21 protein-coding genes are annotated in these 18,558 nt (G+C 66.1%); 7 read left to right on the plus strand and 14 right to left on the minus strand.

From position 1 onward, the window contains the following. The first annotated feature begins 196 nt into the window (after positions 1–196). Entirely contained in the window at positions 197–1,813 is a 1,617-nt protein-coding gene (locus NCCP691_RS11605; protein ID WP_220808443.1) for a hypothetical protein, read from the plus strand. 43 nt (positions 1,814–1,856) lie between these two features. On the opposite strand, the gene NCCP691_RS11610 is transcribed toward NCCP691_RS11605, so the two are convergent. Together NCCP691_RS11610 and nhaR are read right to left on the minus strand one after the other, a co-directional pair. After that, entirely contained in the window at positions 1,857–2,783 is a 927-nt protein-coding gene (locus NCCP691_RS11610) for an MBL fold metallo-hydrolase (RefSeq protein ID WP_220808444.1), read from the minus strand. A 58-nt stretch (positions 2,784–2,841) separates the two neighbouring features. Beyond that, a complete protein-coding gene (nhaR, locus tag NCCP691_RS11615) occupies positions 2,842–3,747 on the minus strand; it encodes a transcriptional activator NhaR (protein ID WP_220808446.1) in 906 nt (301 codons plus the stop codon). Positions 3,748–3,883: 136 nt separating this feature from the next. Between nhaR and NCCP691_RS11620 the strand changes: the two genes are divergently transcribed. The 3 genes from NCCP691_RS11620 to NCCP691_RS11630 all read left to right on the plus strand — a co-directional run bounded on the left by NCCP691_RS11620 (position 3,884) and on the right by NCCP691_RS11630 (position 5,918). Further along, entirely contained in the window at positions 3,884–4,573 is a 690-nt protein-coding gene (locus NCCP691_RS11620) for a Bax inhibitor-1/YccA family protein (protein ID WP_220808448.1), read from the plus strand. Between the two features lie 117 nt (positions 4,574–4,690). Then, the gene (locus NCCP691_RS11625) at positions 4,691–5,446 is read left to right on the plus strand and encodes a TerC family protein (protein WP_220808450.1); all 756 of its coding nucleotides are present in this window, start codon (positions 4,691–4,693) and stop codon (positions 5,444–5,446) included. A 115-nt stretch (positions 5,447–5,561) separates the two neighbouring features. Next, positions 5,562–5,918 (plus strand): helix-turn-helix domain-containing protein, encoded by a 357-nt coding sequence (locus NCCP691_RS11630; RefSeq protein WP_220808452.1) that lies wholly within the window; start codon positions 5,562–5,564, stop codon positions 5,916–5,918. 1 nt (position 5,919) lies between these two features. Here NCCP691_RS11630 and NCCP691_RS11635 read toward each other — a convergent pair whose 3' ends face one another. From NCCP691_RS11635 to NCCP691_RS11665, 7 genes are all read right to left on the minus strand, one after another. Continuing rightward, on the minus strand, positions 5,920–6,087 hold the full coding sequence (locus NCCP691_RS11635) for a hypothetical protein (protein WP_220808454.1): 168 nt from the start codon (positions 6,085–6,087) through the stop codon (positions 5,920–5,922). A gap of 76 nt (positions 6,088–6,163) precedes the next feature. After that, the gene (locus NCCP691_RS11640; RefSeq protein WP_220808456.1) at positions 6,164–6,796 is read right to left on the minus strand and encodes a CDP-alcohol phosphatidyltransferase family protein; all 633 of its coding nucleotides are present in this window, start codon (positions 6,794–6,796) and stop codon (positions 6,164–6,166) included. A 190-nt stretch (positions 6,797–6,986) separates the two neighbouring features. After that, positions 6,987–7,505 (minus strand): septal ring lytic transglycosylase RlpA family protein, encoded by a 519-nt coding sequence (locus tag NCCP691_RS11645; protein WP_220808458.1) that lies wholly within the window; start codon positions 7,503–7,505, stop codon positions 6,987–6,989. A 162-nt stretch (positions 7,506–7,667) separates the two neighbouring features. Next, complete coding sequence (phnE, locus tag NCCP691_RS11650) at positions 7,668–8,444, minus strand: phosphonate ABC transporter, permease protein PhnE (protein WP_220808460.1); 777 nt, start codon at positions 8,442–8,444, stop codon at positions 7,668–7,670. Further along, entirely contained in the window at positions 8,441–9,274 is an 834-nt protein-coding gene (locus NCCP691_RS11655; protein WP_220808462.1) for a PhnE/PtxC family ABC transporter permease, read from the minus strand. Before NCCP691_RS11655 ends, phnE begins: the two co-directional genes overlap by 4 nt. Positions 9,275–9,277: 3 nt before the next feature. Then, positions 9,278–10,084: a phosphonate ABC transporter ATP-binding protein gene (locus NCCP691_RS11660; RefSeq protein ID WP_220808463.1), complete on the minus strand. Its 807-nt coding sequence runs from the start codon at positions 10,082–10,084 to the stop codon at positions 9,278–9,280. After that, positions 10,084–10,923 carry a putative selenate ABC transporter substrate-binding protein gene (locus tag NCCP691_RS11665; protein ID WP_238482407.1) on the minus strand — a complete coding sequence of 280 codons (840 nt, stop codon included), beginning with the start codon at positions 10,921–10,923 and terminating at the stop codon, positions 10,084–10,086. The genes NCCP691_RS11660 and NCCP691_RS11665 overlap by 1 nt, the downstream gene beginning before the upstream one ends. Before the next feature lie 156 nt (positions 10,924–11,079). Between NCCP691_RS11665 and NCCP691_RS11670 the strand changes: the two genes are divergently transcribed. From NCCP691_RS11670 to NCCP691_RS11680, 3 genes are read left to right on the plus strand one after another with little or no spacing between them, the layout of a single operon-like run. Then, the gene (locus tag NCCP691_RS11670) at positions 11,080–12,309 is read left to right on the plus strand and encodes a putative DNA modification/repair radical SAM protein (protein ID WP_220808467.1); all 1,230 of its coding nucleotides are present in this window, start codon (positions 11,080–11,082) and stop codon (positions 12,307–12,309) included. Further along, positions 12,306–13,700 carry a UdgX family uracil-DNA binding protein gene (locus NCCP691_RS11675; protein ID WP_220808469.1) on the plus strand — a complete coding sequence of 465 codons (1,395 nt, stop codon included), beginning with the start codon at positions 12,306–12,308 and terminating at the stop codon, positions 13,698–13,700. Before NCCP691_RS11670 ends, NCCP691_RS11675 begins: the two co-directional genes overlap by 4 nt. Continuing rightward, a complete protein-coding gene (locus tag NCCP691_RS11680; RefSeq protein ID WP_220808471.1) occupies positions 13,697–15,085 on the plus strand; it encodes an exonuclease domain-containing protein in 1,389 nt (462 codons plus the stop codon). The genes NCCP691_RS11675 and NCCP691_RS11680 overlap by 4 nt, the downstream gene beginning before the upstream one ends. Here the strand turns inward: NCCP691_RS11680 and NCCP691_RS11685 are convergent, their stop codons facing one another. From NCCP691_RS11685 to NCCP691_RS11705, 5 genes are all read right to left on the minus strand, one after another. Next, a complete protein-coding gene (locus NCCP691_RS11685) occupies positions 15,086–15,304 on the minus strand; it encodes a hypothetical protein (RefSeq protein WP_220808473.1) in 219 nt (72 codons plus the stop codon). Positions 15,305–15,375: 71 nt separating this feature from the next. Further along, positions 15,376–15,795 (minus strand): hypothetical protein, encoded by a 420-nt coding sequence (locus NCCP691_RS11690; RefSeq protein WP_220808474.1) that lies wholly within the window; start codon positions 15,793–15,795, stop codon positions 15,376–15,378. A 90-nt stretch (positions 15,796–15,885) separates the two neighbouring features. Beyond that, a complete protein-coding gene (gene hpaI, locus NCCP691_RS11695) occupies positions 15,886–16,674 on the minus strand; it encodes a 4-hydroxy-2-oxoheptanedioate aldolase (RefSeq protein ID WP_220808476.1) in 789 nt (262 codons plus the stop codon). Positions 16,675–16,685: 11 nt separating this feature from the next. Continuing rightward, positions 16,686–17,810 carry a tartrate dehydrogenase gene (locus NCCP691_RS11700; protein ID WP_220808478.1) on the minus strand — a complete coding sequence of 375 codons (1,125 nt, stop codon included), beginning with the start codon at positions 17,808–17,810 and terminating at the stop codon, positions 16,686–16,688. Positions 17,811–18,150: 340 nt separating this feature from the next. Further along, positions 18,151–18,426 carry a hypothetical protein gene (locus tag NCCP691_RS11705; protein WP_220808480.1) on the minus strand — a complete coding sequence of 92 codons (276 nt, stop codon included), beginning with the start codon at positions 18,424–18,426 and terminating at the stop codon, positions 18,151–18,153. Positions 18,427–18,558 lie beyond the last annotated feature (132 nt).

Consider the following 18,558-nt stretch of genomic DNA (forward strand, 5'->3'; position numbering starts at 1 on the left):
GCGATCCAGCGCTGCCACTTAGGTACCCACATCCTTTCCGGGGAATCCTGCCATGCGAATCTCGCTTCGATCAAGCTGCCTGCCCTGTTTCAACAAACCCTCACCCGCGCCTCAGGCGAACACTCCCGAGGTCGAGGTCCCCGAGTCACGTACTCGTTCCGGGGCCGCCGCCCCAAGACAACGATTGGTCGACAGGATGGAGCATCTGCTCGGGCGGCGCAAAAAGACTGACGCTGCAGAGTCCGGAACAGAACTTGCGGATCGTGCTGCAGCAAGAAGTTCGAGCTCCGTTGCCGGCACCTCGATGCCGCCCCTGCTTTCCGCAGACGCGGTGGATGGTCTGAAAGACTATCTTCATGAACAGATTCGCAGATGTGAGTTCCTGTACGGCTACAAGGAGACAGAGAACTATCGTGCACTGGCGGCGGCAATCGCTAACAGCTCCAGCATTGATGACTTCAAGCATGCAGTCAAGACGCTCCACCGCGAACTGACCACGGGTGCGGGAGGATATCTTAATGAGAACAAAGTATCGCCGCATCACATCAACCGGCTGATCCCGGATTTTCAGACTGCACTGCACGATGCCCTCAAGGCTTCCCGCAGTGAACGCGATACAAACAGGCCAAGAAGCACGCTTACTGCAGGCGAGCGCAGGACGGCTCGTGCGGTTTACCTGCAGAATCGCCTTTTCCATGGCACAAGCAGAGCAAGTGTCCGCAGCATCCGAAAACATGGTCTGACCGCCAACGAAAAGGTCCCCGGCGCCGCGGCATCCGTTTTCGCCCGCTCTAGCCTTCGCCCCGAGGTGCTTGAGAATGCCAAGAACTATAACTACCTGACGCCTGAAAAGCAGGCCGCGAAGGCCTATGCGTCAATGGCCAAGGGCGACGACGCCCCGGGACTGGTTCGATTCATTGTCGCGCACGACGAGTTTTCCCTGGTGCCGGACCCGGATTCCGAGGAGGGCGACGGCTCGCTGCGAACGGACGCCGCGATTCCCGCAAGCCGCGTTCTCGGCTCCAAGCGATCGCCCGGCTCCGCTTCCGCCTCCGCCTCCGCTTTCCGGGCGGCGCTCGCACGTGCCGGCATCGACGTTGCGCAATCTCGCGCAGCTGAAATGTTGCAAGAGGTGCAGTCCGATTCGGAATCGGATTTCGACGCTGAGATAATTGATATCGACATCGAGGAGGACCGGGCAAGTCGGACAGGCAAGTCACCGGCAGCAAGACCCGCAGGTGATGTCGCACACGACGTACTCAACGCCGCAATGGCAGCTGAGCCGCGCATCACCGGGCATCTCCAGGAGGCCGCGTCACGCTACGGAGGGGAATTGTCGGGACTTGAGCGACGATTCAAGACTGCCGGTGCACTCGCGAAGAAGCTCGAACATCGACTGCCGCAAGAGATCAATGACGCCTTGCGATATACGATGGTGTTTGAACCGGACCGCCTCGCCGAAGGGGTGCAAAGCGTCCTTCGCACTTTCACCCAGTCGGGATACGCCAATCTGCTCGTTCAGAACAACTTCCGCACCGGTGTGCCCTACATCGGGATCAATGTCATCCTCAGGTCGCCGGAGAACCAGGTTTTCGAGGTCCAGTTTCACACAAGGGAAAGCCTGGCATTGAGAGAGCAGAACCACGATTTGTACCAGATATACAAGGTAACACCCGCCGGCGATCCCGATCGCCAGGTTCTGATGCGCCGCATGCTCGACAATGCGAGCCAGGTGTACATTGCGCCGGCAGTTCAACAAGCACTGCAACGGGCCTTCGGCAACGACGACGAAGCAATTACGCAAGCGCCATAGATCGCGCTCCAGCGTCCACGGCGTGCACACCGACGCGTCAGCGCTATGGCTTTTTGCTACGAAAACTGTAACTGTCCCCATGCCTGAGGTAAGTCACTTTCCCCTCCAGCCCCGCCGCCTTCACCTCCTGCTGGAACTCCGAGAGCGGCGACTTGAAGACGTCGTAGTCGTTGTAGTGTATGGGGATGGCGTGATGCGGCGCGACCAGCTGCAGCATCTTCACGCCGTCCTTCCCGTCCATCGTGACTTTGACCACGCCGAGGATGCGGGTGCCGCCCAGGTGCAGCAGCGCGAGGTCGATGTCCGGATAGCGTTTCGGGATCTCCTCGATATCCTCGTACACCAGCGTGTCGCCGCTGATGTACATGCGATAGGCGGGCGTCTTGCCGTCACCGCCGAAGTCCAGCATGGCACCCATGGTTTCCGGCAGCGCGACGGCGCCGCCCGGCGGACCATGACGCGCCGGCATGGCGGTGATGCGCAGCCGCGTGTTCCCCTTGCGGATGTCGATCGATTGCCAGTGCTGCAGCGGCTGCGGCTGCTCGAAGCCCATTTCGCGCAGGCCCTTGGCCGCCTCCGCGGTGGTGACGATGGGCACGTCGCGCCGCAGTTTGTTCTGCACCAGCTGATCGAAGTGGTCGCCATGCAGATGGGACAGCAGCACCAGGTCGAACGGCGGCAGCTTGTCGAAAGGGATGGCGGGGTCGGTCAGGCGCTGCGACTTGAGCCCGTAACCGAGATGCACGTGGTCGCCCTTGTGCAGAAAGTTGGGATCGGTGAGGATGGTCAGATCGCCGTAGCGGATCAGTACCGTGGCATTGCCGATGAATTGCAATCCGCCGCGGGCGGCCGGCTTGCCGCTCGCGGGCAGCTCCAGTGTGCGGGTGGCGGCGTTGTCCTGCGCATGCAGCGGCAGCCCGATGCACAGCAGCACAGCCCACAGGGCTGCCAGAAAAGACGGATGGCGCATCGACTCTCTCCGGTGGCGTCGGTTCACCGGTATGAGCCAGGCACGCTACCGCAAGTTCCTACCTGAATACGCTGCCGTGACTCGCGCTGAGTATGGCTTCGATCGCCGGATGCTTGATCTTGCGCTCGTTGGAAATCGCGTAGAACTGCTCGTGCACATTGGTCAGTTCGCCGACCGGAACGGCGCCGAATTCTTCCTGCACCGCGTCCGCCAGCGCGGTCGACGCCGGAAACAGACCGAGGCCATGGCGGCCGAAGGTATTGAGCATCGCGTTGTCGTCGAACTCGCCGACCACGTCCGGCCGCACGTCATGCGCCTCGAACCAGTGGTCGATGCGGCCGCGCACCGCATGATTGCGCGTCGGCAGCAGCACCGGCGCACCCTTCAGGCTGGCCGGAAAGCCCGAGCGGTACTGCTCCGCCAGCGCCGGCAGGCCGAACAGCGAGATGTCGCTCTCGCCGAGCAGATGACTGAACACGCGCAGCGTGGTGCCCGAAGGCACCGGCCGGTCCGTCAGCACGACGTCGAGCTTGTGCACCGACAAGTCGCCGAGCAGGGATTCGAAATCGTCCTCGTGACAGACCAGCTTGACCTTCTGCGGCAGTTTCAGCGCCGTCTCCAGCAGGCGCGAGGCGGTCAGCTTGGGCAGCGAATCCGACAGGCCGACGGTGAGCCGCATGGTCTTGCCGATGTCGGTCTCGGTCAGCACCTCCTGCAGCTGTTCGCCGAGCAGGAAGATCTGGTCCGCGTAGGAGAGCGCGATGCGGCCCGCTTCGGTCAGCACCAGCCGGCGCCCCTGCGGCGCCAGCAGCGCCTTGCCGACCGACTGCTCGAGCAGCGCGATCTGGGCGCTGATGGTCTGGATCGCGACGTCGAGCCGCTCGGCGGCCCGCGTGACGCTGCCCTCCTTGGCGACGACCCAGAAGTAGTAGAGATGCCTGAAGTTGAGCCCGGTGGTTTTCATGGCGCTATATTTTCCGAAGAGTGTGTCCGTTTATGTTCGCTTTTTGTAGCGTAGACGCTCTTATATCATGCCTGCATTGTTTTGGCAGGAGGGGGCCATCCGGAACCCGCTGCCTTTTTCCCTGAAAGGACCAGCCATGAACGAACGTCAACATCCGCTGCGCAGCCATGCGTTCGGCGCGCATGCCTCGACCGCCGTCATCGACGGCGCCGCGCGCAAGGTACTGCGCAACACCTATCTGCTGCTGGCCATGACCCTGGCCTTTTCCGCGCTGACGGCCGGCGCCGCCGCCGCGCTGCAGCTGCCCCGCCCCGGCATCCTGCTGACCCTGGCCGGCTATTTCGGCCTGCTCTTCCTCGTCACCCGGTACCGCGACCGCGGCCTCGGCGTGGCGCTGGTGTTCGCGCTGACCGGCTTCATGGGCTATACCCTCGGCCCGGTGATCAGCCACTACCTGAGCATGCCCAACGGCAGCCAGACGGTGATGCTGGCCATGGGCGGCACCGCGGCGATCTTCGTCGCGCTCTCCGCCTACGCCACCACCACCCGTCGCGACCTGTCGTTCATGGGCGGCTTCCTCACGGTCGGCATCCTGGTGGCCTTCCTGGCGGGCCTGGCGGCGATCTTCCTGCAGATCCCGGCGCTCTCGCTGACGGTATCGGCGGTCTTCGTGCTGCTGATGTCGGGCCTGATCCTGTACGAGACCAACCAGATCGTGCGCGGCGGCGAAACCAACTATGTGATGGCGACGGTCAGCCTGTTCGTGTCGATCTTCAACCTGTTTTCCAGTCTGCTTCACCTCCTCGGCTTCTCGAGCAACGAGTAAGCCTTCGCAGGAGGGCCGGGCTGTGCGCCGGCCCTCCTTTTTTATTCAAACCCGAGCGCTTTCCCGCAGTCCAACCGGGGACTGCGGGAATACGTTTTTTTATTCAAGGAACGAAAAATGATCGAATTGCTTGCCGACCCCCAGATATGGATTGCCTTCTTCACGCTGACCGCACTGGAACTGGTGCTGGGCATCGACAACATCATTTTCATTTCCATCCTGGTCGACAAGCTGCCCAAGGAAAAACAGGAATTCACCCGCCGCCTCGGCCTGTTCCTCGCGATGTTCATGCGTATCGGGCTGCTGCTGACGCTGTCCTGGATCGTCGGCATGACGCAGCCGCTGTTCTCGGTGCTCGGCGCGGACTTCTCCGGCCGCGACCTGGTGCTGCTGGCGGGCGGCCTGTTCCTGCTCTACAAGAGCGTGGGCGAAATCCATGAAACCCTGGAGGGCGCGGCCGGCGGCCAGGGCGGCGTGATCAAGAGCACCTTCGCCGGCATCGTGATGCAGATCGTCGTCATCGACCTGGTGTTCTCGCTCGACTCCATCATCACCGCCGTCGGCATGGTGGATGAAATCGCGGTGATGATCGCCGCCGTGATCGTCTCGGTCGGCCTGATGATGTTCTTCGCGCGGCCGATCGGCAACTTCGTGTCGGCCCACCCGACGATCAAGATGCTGGCCTTGTCCTTCCTCGTGGTGGTGGCGGTGGTGCTGATCGCGGAAGGCTTTGGACATCATGTACCGAAGGGCTACATCTACAGCGCGATGGCATTCTCGGTGGTGGTCGAGATGCTCAACATCCGCCTGCGCCGCCATTCGACCCGCGCCGATCTGGAAGCCACCAGCTACGCGGAGGGCGAGAAAAGCTGACGGGAGGGCCGGGGGCACGGGCGGCGCTTGCGGAAAATCAAGCTCCGTTCGTGTTTTCGCCTCAGCTAAAGTTTCGTCAAGGCAAAATTGCTCGTCCTTGAACAGGGAGCCCATAATGAGAAAGAAATCCGGACTCGTCGAGCAGCCGAACTACACGCCCAATCACATGCTGGATACGCTGATGGAAAAACTGGAAGTCGGAAGCGACGCGGCGCTGGCCCGCGTGCTCAAGATTCCGCCGTCGACCATCAGCAAGATCCGGCACAAGCAGGTGGCCGTGAATTCCGCCCTGTTGCTGGCGGCACATGAGGCCACCGATCTGAGCATCCGCGAACTGCGCCTGCTCATGGGCGACGTCAAGACGCGCTACTGGCTTGGCAACATGGGCCACGGTCTGCCCGAGCGCAAGCCGGCTCCGGTGCGCGCCTTCCCGGAACAGCACCGCGGCCAGCCCGCGCTGCAGGCCGCCTGAGTCAGTCGCCGCCGCGGGTTTCCGCGGGCGGGGGCTGGTCCGGCGCCTGGCGCAGCGCCCTCCGGTCGGGGGTATCCCTCTGCACGGCGCGGCGCTCGGCCATGCGCCTCTCCCTGAATTTGTTCAGGTCGTAGCTCAGCTGCTCGAAAGGCGTCTCCGGGCGTGTCATTTGTCTCTCCTGTTGACAAGTTCAAGGAGTCTAGTGGATGAGGCCCGGCCAGGTTTGAGCCGTAGCAATCGTCCGCTCAGAGTTTCGGAATCCGGAAAGTCTTGCTGATCATCAGGCTGCCCGACAGCACGAACAGCAGGGCCAGCGGATGCAGCGTGCCGCCCGGCAGCTGCCACACTCCCCAGTACAACTCGTCGCCGAGCCGCCCCTGCCATCCCGCGAACGCGAGGATGGCGGTGAGCAGCACGCTGGTCGGTATCGGCGTTCCCTCGAAATACTTCACCTTGTCGCCGCCTTCCGCCAGTGTCTCGGCCGTGACGTTGTAGCGCGCCAGCCTGCTGACGCCGCAGCAGACGAAATAGATCAGCGCCACCCAGTCCCACACGCCTTCCATGCCCGCCGCGAACGCGAGCGCGGCCGGCGCCATGCCGAAGGAGATCACGTCCGCCAGCGAATCCAGCTCGCGCCCGAGCGGCGAATGCTGCTGCCGCCAGCGCGCGATGCGGCCGTCCAGCACATCGAAGATGAACGCGGCCGGCGCCATCGCCGCCGCCGCCAGGAAATGCGCGGTGTCGCGGCTGCCGAGGTAGAGCATCGCCAGGAAGACGCCCGCCACCCCGCAGGCCGCATTGGCGAGCGTGAAGAAATCCGCGAGATGGAAACCGCGGATCATCGAGAAATGCTTTCGGGCGGGGGGCAGGGATGACATGGCTGGCTCCGAGGACTGTTGCTTTTGTCACATGATAGAGGACGAGCCGTCCGCGAAGGTTCCCGCCGGCGCCGCGGGTGGCGGGCGCGCTGTCCGGCGCCAATCGGAATGCGGTGGATGAACGCCTGCGCGATCCGCTGTCCGGCAACGCCTGCCGGACAGGACCGCCGTGGCGATGACGCCGGCCCGTTTACTCGCCCGAGGCGATCTCCATCGTCGATCCCTCGCCGCGCAGCTTGCTGCCGTCGGCAAGCGGTACCTCGATCGGTTCCACACGGACCGCGGCCACGCCCTGCTCGTGGATGTCGAGCTTCTTCGCGGTCTTCGGCGTGAGGTCGACGATGCGGCCTTCGACATAGGGTCCGCGGTCGCGGATCTCGACGATCTCGCTCTTGCCGTTTTCCAGGTTGGTCACCCGCGCGATGGTGCCAAGCGGCAGGGTCTTGCTGGCGGCGATGTTGGAGTTCGGGTCCATCGGCGTGCCGTCGGCCATCTTGCGGCCCGCGAACTTCTGATGATAGAAGGACGCCTTGCCGTGCCGCGCCTTGCCCGATCGATCGAGCTTGCGCTTCACATGCGGCGATTCATACTTCACGGACGATGCTTTCTTCTCGCCGGCGGAAGGCTGTTGCGCGAAGGCGGTCGCACTCAAAGACAGCGACAGCAGCAACGCCAGTCCCGCCCGGCCGGTTATCGGCTTGGTCGTCATGGCTGGCTCTCTGAAAGGTGAAGGGAAAGCACTCGCGCGTAAAGCGAATGCACGCTCACGTTCCCGTTGTTCTCGTTGTTCGCAGGCATGCGGGTCCTGCCTGGGGTTCGATGCCGGAAAGCGTAGCGGAGTTCCTCGGCGCCTGTGACAATTTTCCCCGCTTCAATGCATCATCCAGCGGCGCAGCGCGAAGCTGAGCGCGTCGACCGCCGCCACGAGCAGCAGCATCGCTATGATTACCGTAGCAGCCTGCTGCATCTGGAACAGCGACAGATGGTACTTGAGCATCTGCCCCAGGCCGCCCGCGCCGACCACGCCGAGCACCGCCGCCGCGCGGATGTTGTTTTCCCAGCGGTACAGCGTGTAGGACAGCAGCTGCGGCGAAATCTGCGGCAGCGTCGCGTACAGAAACGCCGCCAGCGCGGACGCGCCGTTGATGCGCAGGCTCGCCTCCGGCAGCGGCGGCGTGTTTTCCAGCGCATCGGCGAACAGCCGCCCGAGCACGCCGCTGGTGTGCACCGCCAGCGCGAGCGTGCCGGCGAACGGACCGAGCCCGGCGGCGATCAGCAGCATCGCGGCCCAGACCAGTTCCGGCACCGAGCGCGTGGCGTTGAGCAGGATGCGGGTCACCGCGCGCAGGCTCCTGCCGAGCCGGCCGCTCGCGGGCAAGGCCAGCATGAGCCCGGCGATGGCGGCCAGGCCGGTGCCGAGCGCGGACATCGCCAGCGTCTCCAGCAGCGCGACGAACGTCTTGTCGAGGAACGCGGGCGCGGTCTCCGGCGGCGCGAAACCCGCCACGAATTCCGTAGCACTGCGCAGCGCGTCGGCCGACAGCAACGCCTGCCACTGCAGCGGCAGGCTGGCGAAGCTGGCGATCACCAGCAGCAGCAGGCCGGCGAGCAGCAGCAGCGTGGCGAGGCGGACCGGGGCCTGCTTCATGCCAGCCTCGCGCGCAGGAACTTGCTCACGCCATCCGCGGCCGCCACCAGCAGGATGAAGACGATGAGCATGGTCGAGACTTCGCTCCCGGCCAGCATCTTCATCGACTCGTCCATGCGCTGGCCGAGGCCGCCGGCGCCGACGAAGCCCATCACCACCGATCCGCGGATCGCGCACTCCCAGCGATAGACGGTATAGGAGACAAGCTCCGATGCGGCTTCCGGCAGCGCCCCGTACAGCAGCGCCGCGAGTCTGCCGCTGCCGTTGCGCAGCAGGCTCTGCGTCGCGTGCGCATCGGTCGACTCGAGTATCTCCGCATACACCTTGCCGAGCATGCCGCAGTAGGTGAGCGCGATGGCGAGCACGCCGGCGGTCGGGCCGAGTCCCGCGATGCGCACGAACAGCAGCGCCCAGACCAGCTCCGGCACGCTGCGCAGCAGGATCAGCCACCAGCGCACGAGCTGACGCAGCAGGCGAGCCGGCCAGCGCATGCGTCCGGCGAGGCGGGAGATGGACAAGCGCTCGGTGGCGATCAGCGTGAGCGGGATGGCGCCGACCAGTGCGAGCGTCATACCGGCGGTCGCCATCGCCACCGTCTGCCAGGCGGCTTGCGCAACCAGCAGGAGGAAGTCGGTGGAATGCGCAGGCGGGAAGAAGTCGGCGACGAAGCGGCCGGTGGCCGCCAGGCTCTGCGCGTCCAGCAGCAGCCAGGGCCTGAACTCGCTCCACACCAGCAGCGGCCACAGCAGGACCAGCAACAGCACGCCCGCGCCAATGCGGCCGGGCCAGGCGGGATCGGAATGCGGCAGGGATGATGCGGCGCGGGGCATGTTTCAGAAGCAGCGGCTCACCGGCGCGGCCGGCAGGGGCGGCGCGTCCGGCGCCGGAGAATCGTTGCGGGCGTCACGATAAAGCGCGGCGATCATGTCGTCGCTGACGTCGGCTGCGCGCGCGTCGAACACGATGCGCCCGTCGCGCAGACCGACGATGCGGCCGAAGCGCTCGCGCGCAAGCGGCACCTGATGAAGACTGCAGATCAGCAGCGCGCCGCGCGCGGCCGCCTCCTGCTGCAGCACCTCCAGGGTCTGGACGGCGAGCGCGGGATCGAGCGCCGACAGCGGCTCGTCCACCAGCAGGGCCTGGGCATCCGATACCAGCAGCCGCGCCAGGCTGCAGCGCTGGCGCTCGCCGCCGGACAGCCGGTCCACCCGCGACCAGAGCTTGTCCTGCAGATTGAAGCGCGCCAGGGCATCACGCGCGGCAGCCGGATCGGCGGGCCGCAGCAGCGAGGCCAGGGCGCGCGGCAGCGACCACCGCGGCAGGCGTCCGGCGAGCACCGCGGTCACCACGCGCTGGCGCGGCGGCAGCGGCGGCGTCTGCGGCGCGAGGAACAGCCGCGCGCGCAGGCGATGGCGGGCGCCCTCGCCGATCGCCCAGGGATCGCAGCCGAAGGCGTCGATACGTCCCGCCGCCGGCCGGTGCGCCAGCGCCAGCGTATGCAGCAGCGTCGTCTTGCCCGCGCCGGAAGGCCCGATCAGCGCAAGCTGCTCGCCGGGCGCCAGCGAAAGCTCGATCTCGTGCAGGGCGAGCGAGTCGCTCGCATGATGCCTGACGCTGACACGCTGCAGGGAAAAGCTCATTACTTCAGCAGACCCGCGTGCCGGGCGGCCTTCTCGATCGAGTCATAGTTCTCGGCACGCGTCGGAATGAAGCGCGTGGCGCGCTGCAGCTCGAGGATTTCCCTGCCCTGGGGGTCGGCGGGGTTGAGCGCGAGGAAGGCGTCGCTGATCTTCTTGCGCAGCGCCGGATCCATGTCGGCGCGCACGGTCCAGTTGTAGTCGTAGTAGCCGGGCGTGGTGTGGAAGACGCGCAGGCTGCCGGTCTTGCCCTGGGCCTGCAGTTTTTCCCAGACCGAGATATTGAGCACGCCGGCATCCACCTTGCCGCCGGCCACCGCCGCCACCGTCGCATCGTGCGCGCCGGAGAAGGCCACGCGCTTGAGGTCCGCATCCGGATTGACGCCGGCACCGAGCAGGAAGTGGCGGGGCATCAGGTGGCCGGAGGTGGACGATTCGGAACCGAAGCTGAAGGTCTTGCCCTTGAGGTCTTCGAGGCGCGTGATCGCCTTGTCGCCGCTGATGAAGACCGACTTGAATTTCTCGTCTTCCTCGCGCTGCACCAGCGGAATGACGCGGCCGTTGCTGCGCGCCTTCGCCTGGACGAAGGTGAAGCCGCCGAACCAGACCAGGTCGAGCTTGTTGTTGACCAGGCCTTCGACGGATGCGGCGTAGTCGGTCACCGGCATGAACTCGACCTTCATTCCGAGCTTTTGTTCGAGATAGCTGCCCAGCGGCTTGAACTTGCGCTGCAGTTCGGTCGGCGCTTCGTCGGGAATGGCGGACACCCGCAGGACCTGCTGGGCATGGGCGAAGGCTGCAAGGCAAAGCGCAACGGCGACGAACACCAGGCGAGTAAGCATTTTCATTGAACCTCTGGAAAGAAAAGCGGGGACGAACGGAAAAAATAACCGCCTATGATAGCAAAGCGACCATGTTCGCCCGCATTGCCCCCATCTGCCGGTGCAGACCGGTCGGCCTTCGCCTACAATGCTGTACACGCATACAGCATCCGAGCAATGAAGCTGATCGACAAACTGGAGATTCTCGCGGACGCCGCCAAGTACGACGCGTCCTGCGCCAGCAGCGGCGCCCCCAAACGCTCGTCGCGCGGACAGGAGGGTTTCGGCGCCAGCACCGGCAACGGCATCTGCCACAGCTACACGCCCGACGGCCGCTGCGTGTCGCTGCTGAAGATCCTGCTCACCAATTTCTGCCAGTACGACTGCCAGTACTGCGTCAATCGCCGCAGCAGCAATGTGCCGCGCGCACGCTTCACGGTCGAGGAAGTGGTGCGGCTCACCACGGATTTTTACCTGCGCAACTATATCGACGGCCTGTTCCTGAGCAGCGGCGTGATCCGCTCGCCCGATCACACCATGGAACAGATGGTGGAGATCGCGCGCCGTCTGCGGGAAGACGAGCGCTTCCGCGGCTACATCCACCTGAAAACGATACCCGACGCCTCCCCGGAGCTGATCGCGCTCGCCGGCCGCTACGCCGACCGCCTGAGCGTCAACATCGAGCTGCCGACGCCGGCGGGCATCGAGCGCCTGGCGCCGGAGAAGAACGTGCGCACCATCCGGATGGCGATGGGCGCGATCCGGCGCAAGCTCGACGAAAAAGAGGCCGAGCCGCGCGCGCCGCGCTTCTCGCCCGCGGGACAAAGCACGCAGATGATCGTCGGCGCCGACGCCACCGACGACAGCACCATCCTCGGCACCGCCGAAAACCTGTACGGCGCCTACAAGCTCAAGCGGGTCTATTACTCCGCCTTCAGCCCGATTCCGCAGAGCCCCGCCGCGCTGCCGCAGCAGCCGGCGCCGCTGCTGCGCGAACACCGGCTGTACCAGGCCGACTTCCTGCTGCGCGGCTATGGTTTCCGCGCCGCGGAGCTGCTGCCGGCATCGGGCAACCTGGCGCTGGACATCGATCCCAAGCTCGGCTGGGCTCTCGCCCATCGCGAGCAGTTCCCGGTCGATCTCAACCGGGCCGAGCCCGAGCTCATCGCCCGCGTGCCCGGCATCGGCCTGCGCAGCGCCAGGCGGCTGGTGGAACTGCGGCGGCTGCGGCAGATCCGGTATGCGGACCTGGCGCGTCTGCGCTGCAGCATGGACAAGCTCAAGCCTTTCATCCAGACCGCGGATTACCGGCCCAGCGGCGACAGCGTCTCTTCGGAGCGGCTGCGGCAGGCGATGTCGGAGCAGCCGCAACAGCTCGGCCTGTGGCCTGAGCTGCAGGCGGCATGAGCGCGGTCATGGACTTCGCGGCATGGCGCGGGCGCGCGCGGGCCTTGCTCGCGGCCGGCGTCGCCCCGCAGGACGCGCAATGGGGCAGCGCCGACGATCTCTTCGGCGGCGGCGGACCCGAGCACGGCACGCACACGTCGGCGGCCCGCATCTCCGGTAAGCTTCTGGCCATGCTGGAGCAGGCCGCCTGCCATCGCAGCGAGGACCGCTGGGCCTTCCTCTACCGCGTCCTCTGGCGCTGGCAGCAGGGGCAACGCGACGTGATGTCCGCCGCCGACGAGGACGGCGCCCGGCTGCACGCGATGGTCAAGACCGTCAGGCGCGAGGCCCACAAGATGCACGCCTTCCTGCGCTTTCGCGAACGGCCGGAGGACGCGGGCGCGCCGCGCTTCATCGCCTGGTTCGAGCCGGAACATGACGTCCTGCGCGACGCGGCGGCCCACTTCGCGCAGCGCATGGGCAGGCACAGCTGGCTGATCGCGACGCCGCAGGGATGCGCGGTTTGGGACGGCGCCTGCCTCGCCTACGGACCGCCGCTGCCGCGCGAGGCATGCGAAGCGCGGGACAGCGGCGAGGCGCTGTGGCTGGCCTACTATCGCAGCACCTTCAATCCGGCGCGCCTGAATCCCGATGCCCTGACCATGCACATGCCCGTGCGCTACTGGAAGAACCTGCCCGAAGCGCCGCTGATTCCGGCCATGCTGAGCGAGGCGGCAAGCGGCGCGAGCCGGCTGGCGCAGGCCGGCGCGGTCGGCGCCCGCGGCGGCAAGGCGATTGCGCTCGACGCGGAGAAGGCCATGCCGCCGCGCGCCCTGCCGCATACGCTCGACGATTGCCGCCGCTGCCCGCTGTGGCGCAACGCGACTCAGGCAGTGCCCGGCTGCGGCCCCGCCCGCGCGCCGCTGATGCTGGTCGGCGAGCAGCCCGGCGACCAGGAAGACCTGGCAGGGCAGCCCTTCGTCGGGCCCGCCGGCCGCCTGCTCGACGATGCTTTCGCGCGCGCCGGCATCGGCCGCGACGAGGTCTACCTGACGAACGCCGTCAAGCATTTCAAGTGGGAAGCGCGCGGCAAGCGCCGCTTGCACCGCACGCCCGCGCAGCAGGAAGCGGCCGCCTGCCGCGCCTGGCTGGAGCAGGAACTCGCGCAGGTGCAGCCGAGGGTGGTGGTCGCCCTCGGCGCCACCGCGCTGGCGTCCCTGCTCGGCACCGAGGCCAGGCTGAACGACTTGCGCGGCGTCCCTGTCCAATCCGGCGGCCGGCTGGTGATCCCCGCCTGGCATCCGGCCTACGTGCTGCGCCTGCCGGACCGCGAGGCGCAGGCCGCGGCCTTCGATGATATCGTGCGGGTCCTGCGCCAGGCGCAGGCACTCGCCACCGACACACACCGATGAACACATTGCCTTCCCTGCACCGTTTTCCGCGCCTTGCCTTCGTGGACCTCGAAACCACCGGCGGCGCCGCCAGCCTCGACCGCATCACCGAAGTCGGCATCGTCGAAGTGGACGAGGATGGCGTGCGCGAATGGAGCAGCCTGGTCAATCCGGAAATGCCGATTCCGCCCTACATACAGTCGCTGACCGGCATCACCGACGACATGGTGCGCGAGGCGCCCACCTTCGCGGAAATTGCGGCGGTGATCGCGCGCCGGCTGGAGGACCGCATCTTCATCGCGCACAACGCGCGCTTCGACTACGGCTTCCTGCGCCAGGCCTTCCGCCGCACCGGACGAGACTTCCATCCGGAAGTGCTGTGCACCGTCAAGCTCTCGCGCAGGCTGTTTCCGCAGTTCGAGCGGCACAATCTCGACAGCCTGGCCGAGCGCCACGCGCTGCATGTCACCGAACGCCATCGCGCGCTCGGCGACGCGCAGCTGCTGTGGCAGTTCTGGCAAAAGATCCACGACCTGCACGCGACGGAGCAGATCGAGGAGGCGGTGCAGCGGCTGGTAAGCCGCCCCGCCCTGCCCTCGCGCATCGAAGAGCTCGAGCTCGACCGGCTGCCCGCCTCCCCGGGCGTCTATATCTTCCGCGACGCGGAGCGGCGGCCGCTGTTCATCGGCAGCGCGGCCAATCTGCAGGCGCGCGTGTACGGCTTCTTCGGCAAGGACAGGATGAATGCGCGCGACCGCCGCCTGGCGTCGGACACGGCGGCGGTGGACTGGATGGAAAACGGCGGCGAACTCGGGGCGCAGCTGCTGGAAACCTCGCTGCTGCGCGAGCATCTGCCGCCGCACAACCACCTGCGCGCGGAGGACGAGACCTGCGCCTGGCGGCTGCTGCAGCGCGGCGCCCTGCTGCGGCCGGTGCTGGCCAGCGCCGAGGACATGTTCTTCGCGCATGACCCCGAGCTCTACGGACTCTTTGCCGCACCGGCCAGGGCCCGGGAAGCCCTGCAGGCGATCGCGGCCGCACAGCGGCTGTGCCCGGCGCTGCTCGGGCTTGAAAAGACCCGCGCGGGCAAGGCCTGCAGCGCGCATGCCGGGGGCGGCTGCGGCGGCGCCTGCATCGGACGGGAAAGCGCCGACGAGCACAATGCTCGGCTGCGCGCCGCGCTGGAATCCCACCGGATGGAGGCATGGCCCTATCCCGGCGCCATCGCGATCGAAGACAACGGCGCCTGGCTCCTCATCGACGGCTGGGCCTGGCTCGGCACCGCGCGCAACGAAAAGGAAAAGGCGGACCTGCTGCAGGCCGGCCCGCGCCGCTTCGAGCGCGAGGTCTACCGCTTGCTGCAGAAATGGCTGCCCATGCTGGACGGGCGGATCGAGGTGCTCTGATCAGTGATGGTGGTGGTGCGTCCAGGCGCCGCCGGATTCCAGGTAGGAAGCGACCGCATCCTTCTGGCCGGTCGCATGCAGGTGCACTTCACCGCAGGAACAGATGCCCTGATAGGGCTGGATGTGGGAACAGGCGGAAACCTTCTGAAGGTAGACGGTGACGGGTTTCGCGCATTTCTTGCATTTGAAGGTGAGGGTGCGGGCGGGTTTGACGCTCATGATGTACCTGGAGAATGAACGGAAGCGCCGCCGGCAACACGCGGCGGCGCGCAGCCCGGCATGATAGCGCTTCAGCGCCGGTAATGCCCGTGACCCTGCCCCTGGCCGTAGCCGTACCCCCATTGTCCCGGCCGCCCGTCGTGCCAGTCGCGGCGGTCATGCCAGTCCCGCCGGTCCTGCCAGTCGCGCCGGTCCTGCCATTCGCGGCGGTGGCTGTGCGGCGGGTTGACGTAGACCGGATAGGGCGGCGGCTGCACGTAGATCACCGGCGGGGGAGCCACCACGACCGGCGGCGGCGCATAGATCGGCGGCGGCGGCGCGTACACCGAGGGCGGCGCCCCGTAGCTGTACTGCGGTTGCGGCACCATCATCACGCCGCGGTGCTGGCTGCCCACCGTCACCGACCACTGCACGCGATCGTGCGCCATCACGACGCCGCTCATGCCGGCAAGCACCAGTGCCACGCCTGCGCCAAGAATATGCCTGTTCATGTTTGCTCCTCAGTCTCTTTTCATATTAAAGGACAAGAAAAGCCGGCGCGCGTGGAATCTTTGTAACAGTGTGGCCGGGTTAATTTTTTGTCAGTATCCGCTTCCCGCCGGCTGCGCCGCGCCGCCGCCGAAGGCTGCACGCAGCGAGCGCGCGCCCGACGCCAGCGTTGCCACATCGATGCCCACCGCCACGAAGTGGCAGCCCATGTCCATGTATCGCCGCGCCTGCTTCGGATCGGTGCTGAGGATGCCGGCCGCCTTGCCGCTGGCGATGATGCGCCGCAAGCCGTCATCGATGGCCGCCTGCACTTCCGGATGTCCGGCATTGCCCGGGTGGCCGAGCGATGCGGCCAGGTCGGACGGCCCGATGAAGATGCCGTCCACGCCGTCCACCCCGCACAGGGCATCCAGGTTCTCGATCGCGCTGCGCGTCTCCGCCTGAATCAGCAGACAGATTTCCCGGTTCGCGCGTTCCATGTAGTCGGCCTCCAGGCCCCATTGCGAAGCGCGGGCAATGAAGGCCGCCACCCCGCGCACGCCCTCGGGCGGATAGCGGACCGCGCGTACCAGTTGCGCCGCCTGCTCGGCGGTATCGACCATCGGCACCAGCAGGCTCTGGGCGCCGATATCGAGCAACTGCTTGAGCAGCGCGGCATCGCCGGACACCGGACGCACGACCGGCTGCGAAGCATGGCCCGCCAGCGCCTGCAGCTGCGCGAGCAGGCTGCGCACATCGTTCGGGCCGTGCTCGCCGTCGAGCAGCAGCCAGTCGAAGCCCGCGGTCGCGCAGATCTCCGCGGAATAGGGATTGGCCAGCGACAGCCAGTAGCCGACCTGCGGCCTGCCGCTCCTGAGTGCCGCCTTGAACCGGTTTTCCATGGCCCGTCTCCTCAGTCGATGTCAAGCGTGCGCACCAGGCGGGCGATCGCCCGGCCGACGTCTTCGGTCTTCGCGTCGCCGCCGAGGTCGGGCGTGCGCGGACCGTCGGCGAGCACGATTTCGATTGCGCGCAGAATCAGATCGTGCGCCCGCAGCCAGGGCGTGCCGTCGGCCAGCGCCGGGTCGCGCCCGAGGAAGTCGAGCATCAGCGCGCCCGACCAGATCATCGCCACCGGATTGGCAATGCCCTTGCCGTAGATGTCCGGGGCCGAACCGTGCACCGGCTCGAACAGCGAAGGGAAGCGGCGTTCCGGGTCGAGATTGGCCGATGGCGCCAGGCCGATCGTGCCGGCGCAGGCCGGGCCGAGGTCGGACAGGATGTCGCCGAACAGGTTGGAGGCCACCACCACGTCGAAGCGGGTCGGCTGCAGCACGAAGCGCGCGGTGAGGATGTCGATGTGCTGGCGGTCGGTGGCGACGCCGGGATAATGCCTTGCCATTTCTTCGGCCCGCTCGTCCCAGTACGGCATGCTGACGGCGATGCCGTTCGACTTGGTGGCGACGGTCAGATGCTTGCGCGCGCGGCCGGCGGCCAGTTCGAACGCATAGCGCAGGACGCGGTCGGTACCGATGCGCGAGAACACCGATTCCTGTATCACCACTTCGCGTTCCGTGCCTTCGAACATGCGGCCGCCGAGCGACGTGTATTCGCCCTCGGTATTTTCACGTACGACGAGGAAATCGATATCGCCCGGCTTGCGGTTGGCCAGCGGGCAGGGCACGCCCTCGAACAGGCGTACCGGGCGCAGGTTGATGTACTGATCGAACTCGCGGCGGAATTTCAGCAGCGAGCCCCACAGCGAAACATGGTCCGGCACCTTCGCCGGCCATCCCACCGCGCCGAAGTACAGCGCGTCGCATCCCGCCAGCTGCTCGCGCCAGTCTGCCGGCATCATGCTGCCGGTCTGTTCATAGTAGTCGCAGCTGGCCCAGTCGATGGTCTGGTATTCGAGCGTCAGCGAGAAGCGCTCGGCCGCGGCTTCAAGCACGCGCAGGCCTTCCGGCATGACTTCCTTGCCGATGCCGTCGCCGGGAATGACTGCAATGCGGAACGAGGTTTTTTGGGCGGCTGCCATGGTTTTCCTTTTTCAAATGCCAAGAAAAACGGCATCGTACGCCGATTCGGAAAAACGCATGGGCCGCAGGCGCGAAAAGCGGCGGAACGGCTCTTGACTGCGGGCGCTTCGCCACCAATTACCGGAAACGCGCCGTCGGCGGTTATGCCGCGGCGGAAAAGGCCGGGGAAGCAGTCCAATGAACGGCTGCTTCGGGTGAAAGCGGAATGCGGTTATCGGGGAACGCGCAACGCGCGCATGAGCATGCGGATCAGCGGGTTGCGGTTTCTGAGTCGAATTCTGTTATGCAGCGTTCTGCCCATTTCATCCTCCCTGGCGGCCTTCCATCATTTAACGGAAATTATAGAAAGCAGGGGATGACCAGACCGTGACATGCGGCACCGAGCGGATTGAGCAGACACAAAAAACCAACAGGGCGATCGCGTTGCCGCCCTTGCCGCACGGTGCGCGCCGCCGCCGCAACTATTTGGCGCATGCCACAGTCGAAAACCCGACGGTAGCGATAGACTTCTTTGACACAATGAAACATAATTCGGCCTTCGCGTTTTTTGCTCCCGTCGGAAAAAACGGTTTGCGTCAGCGGCCGCCATTTTTCGAACCAATCGTCGAGCTTCAACTCCCACTTCGTTCGTTCTGATTTTTTGCCTCCGTCAGGCCAAGCCCGTGTCCGCCGTCGCGCGCCCCGTTGCGCTGCCACCGGCACAGCTTGCCGGACTTCGGCCTGATGTTCGTACCAGACATTCACGCA

Source organism: Noviherbaspirillum aridicola (assembly GCF_019656455.1).
Classification (GTDB): domain Bacteria; phylum Pseudomonadota; class Gammaproteobacteria; order Burkholderiales; family Burkholderiaceae_D; genus Noviherbaspirillum; species Noviherbaspirillum aridicola.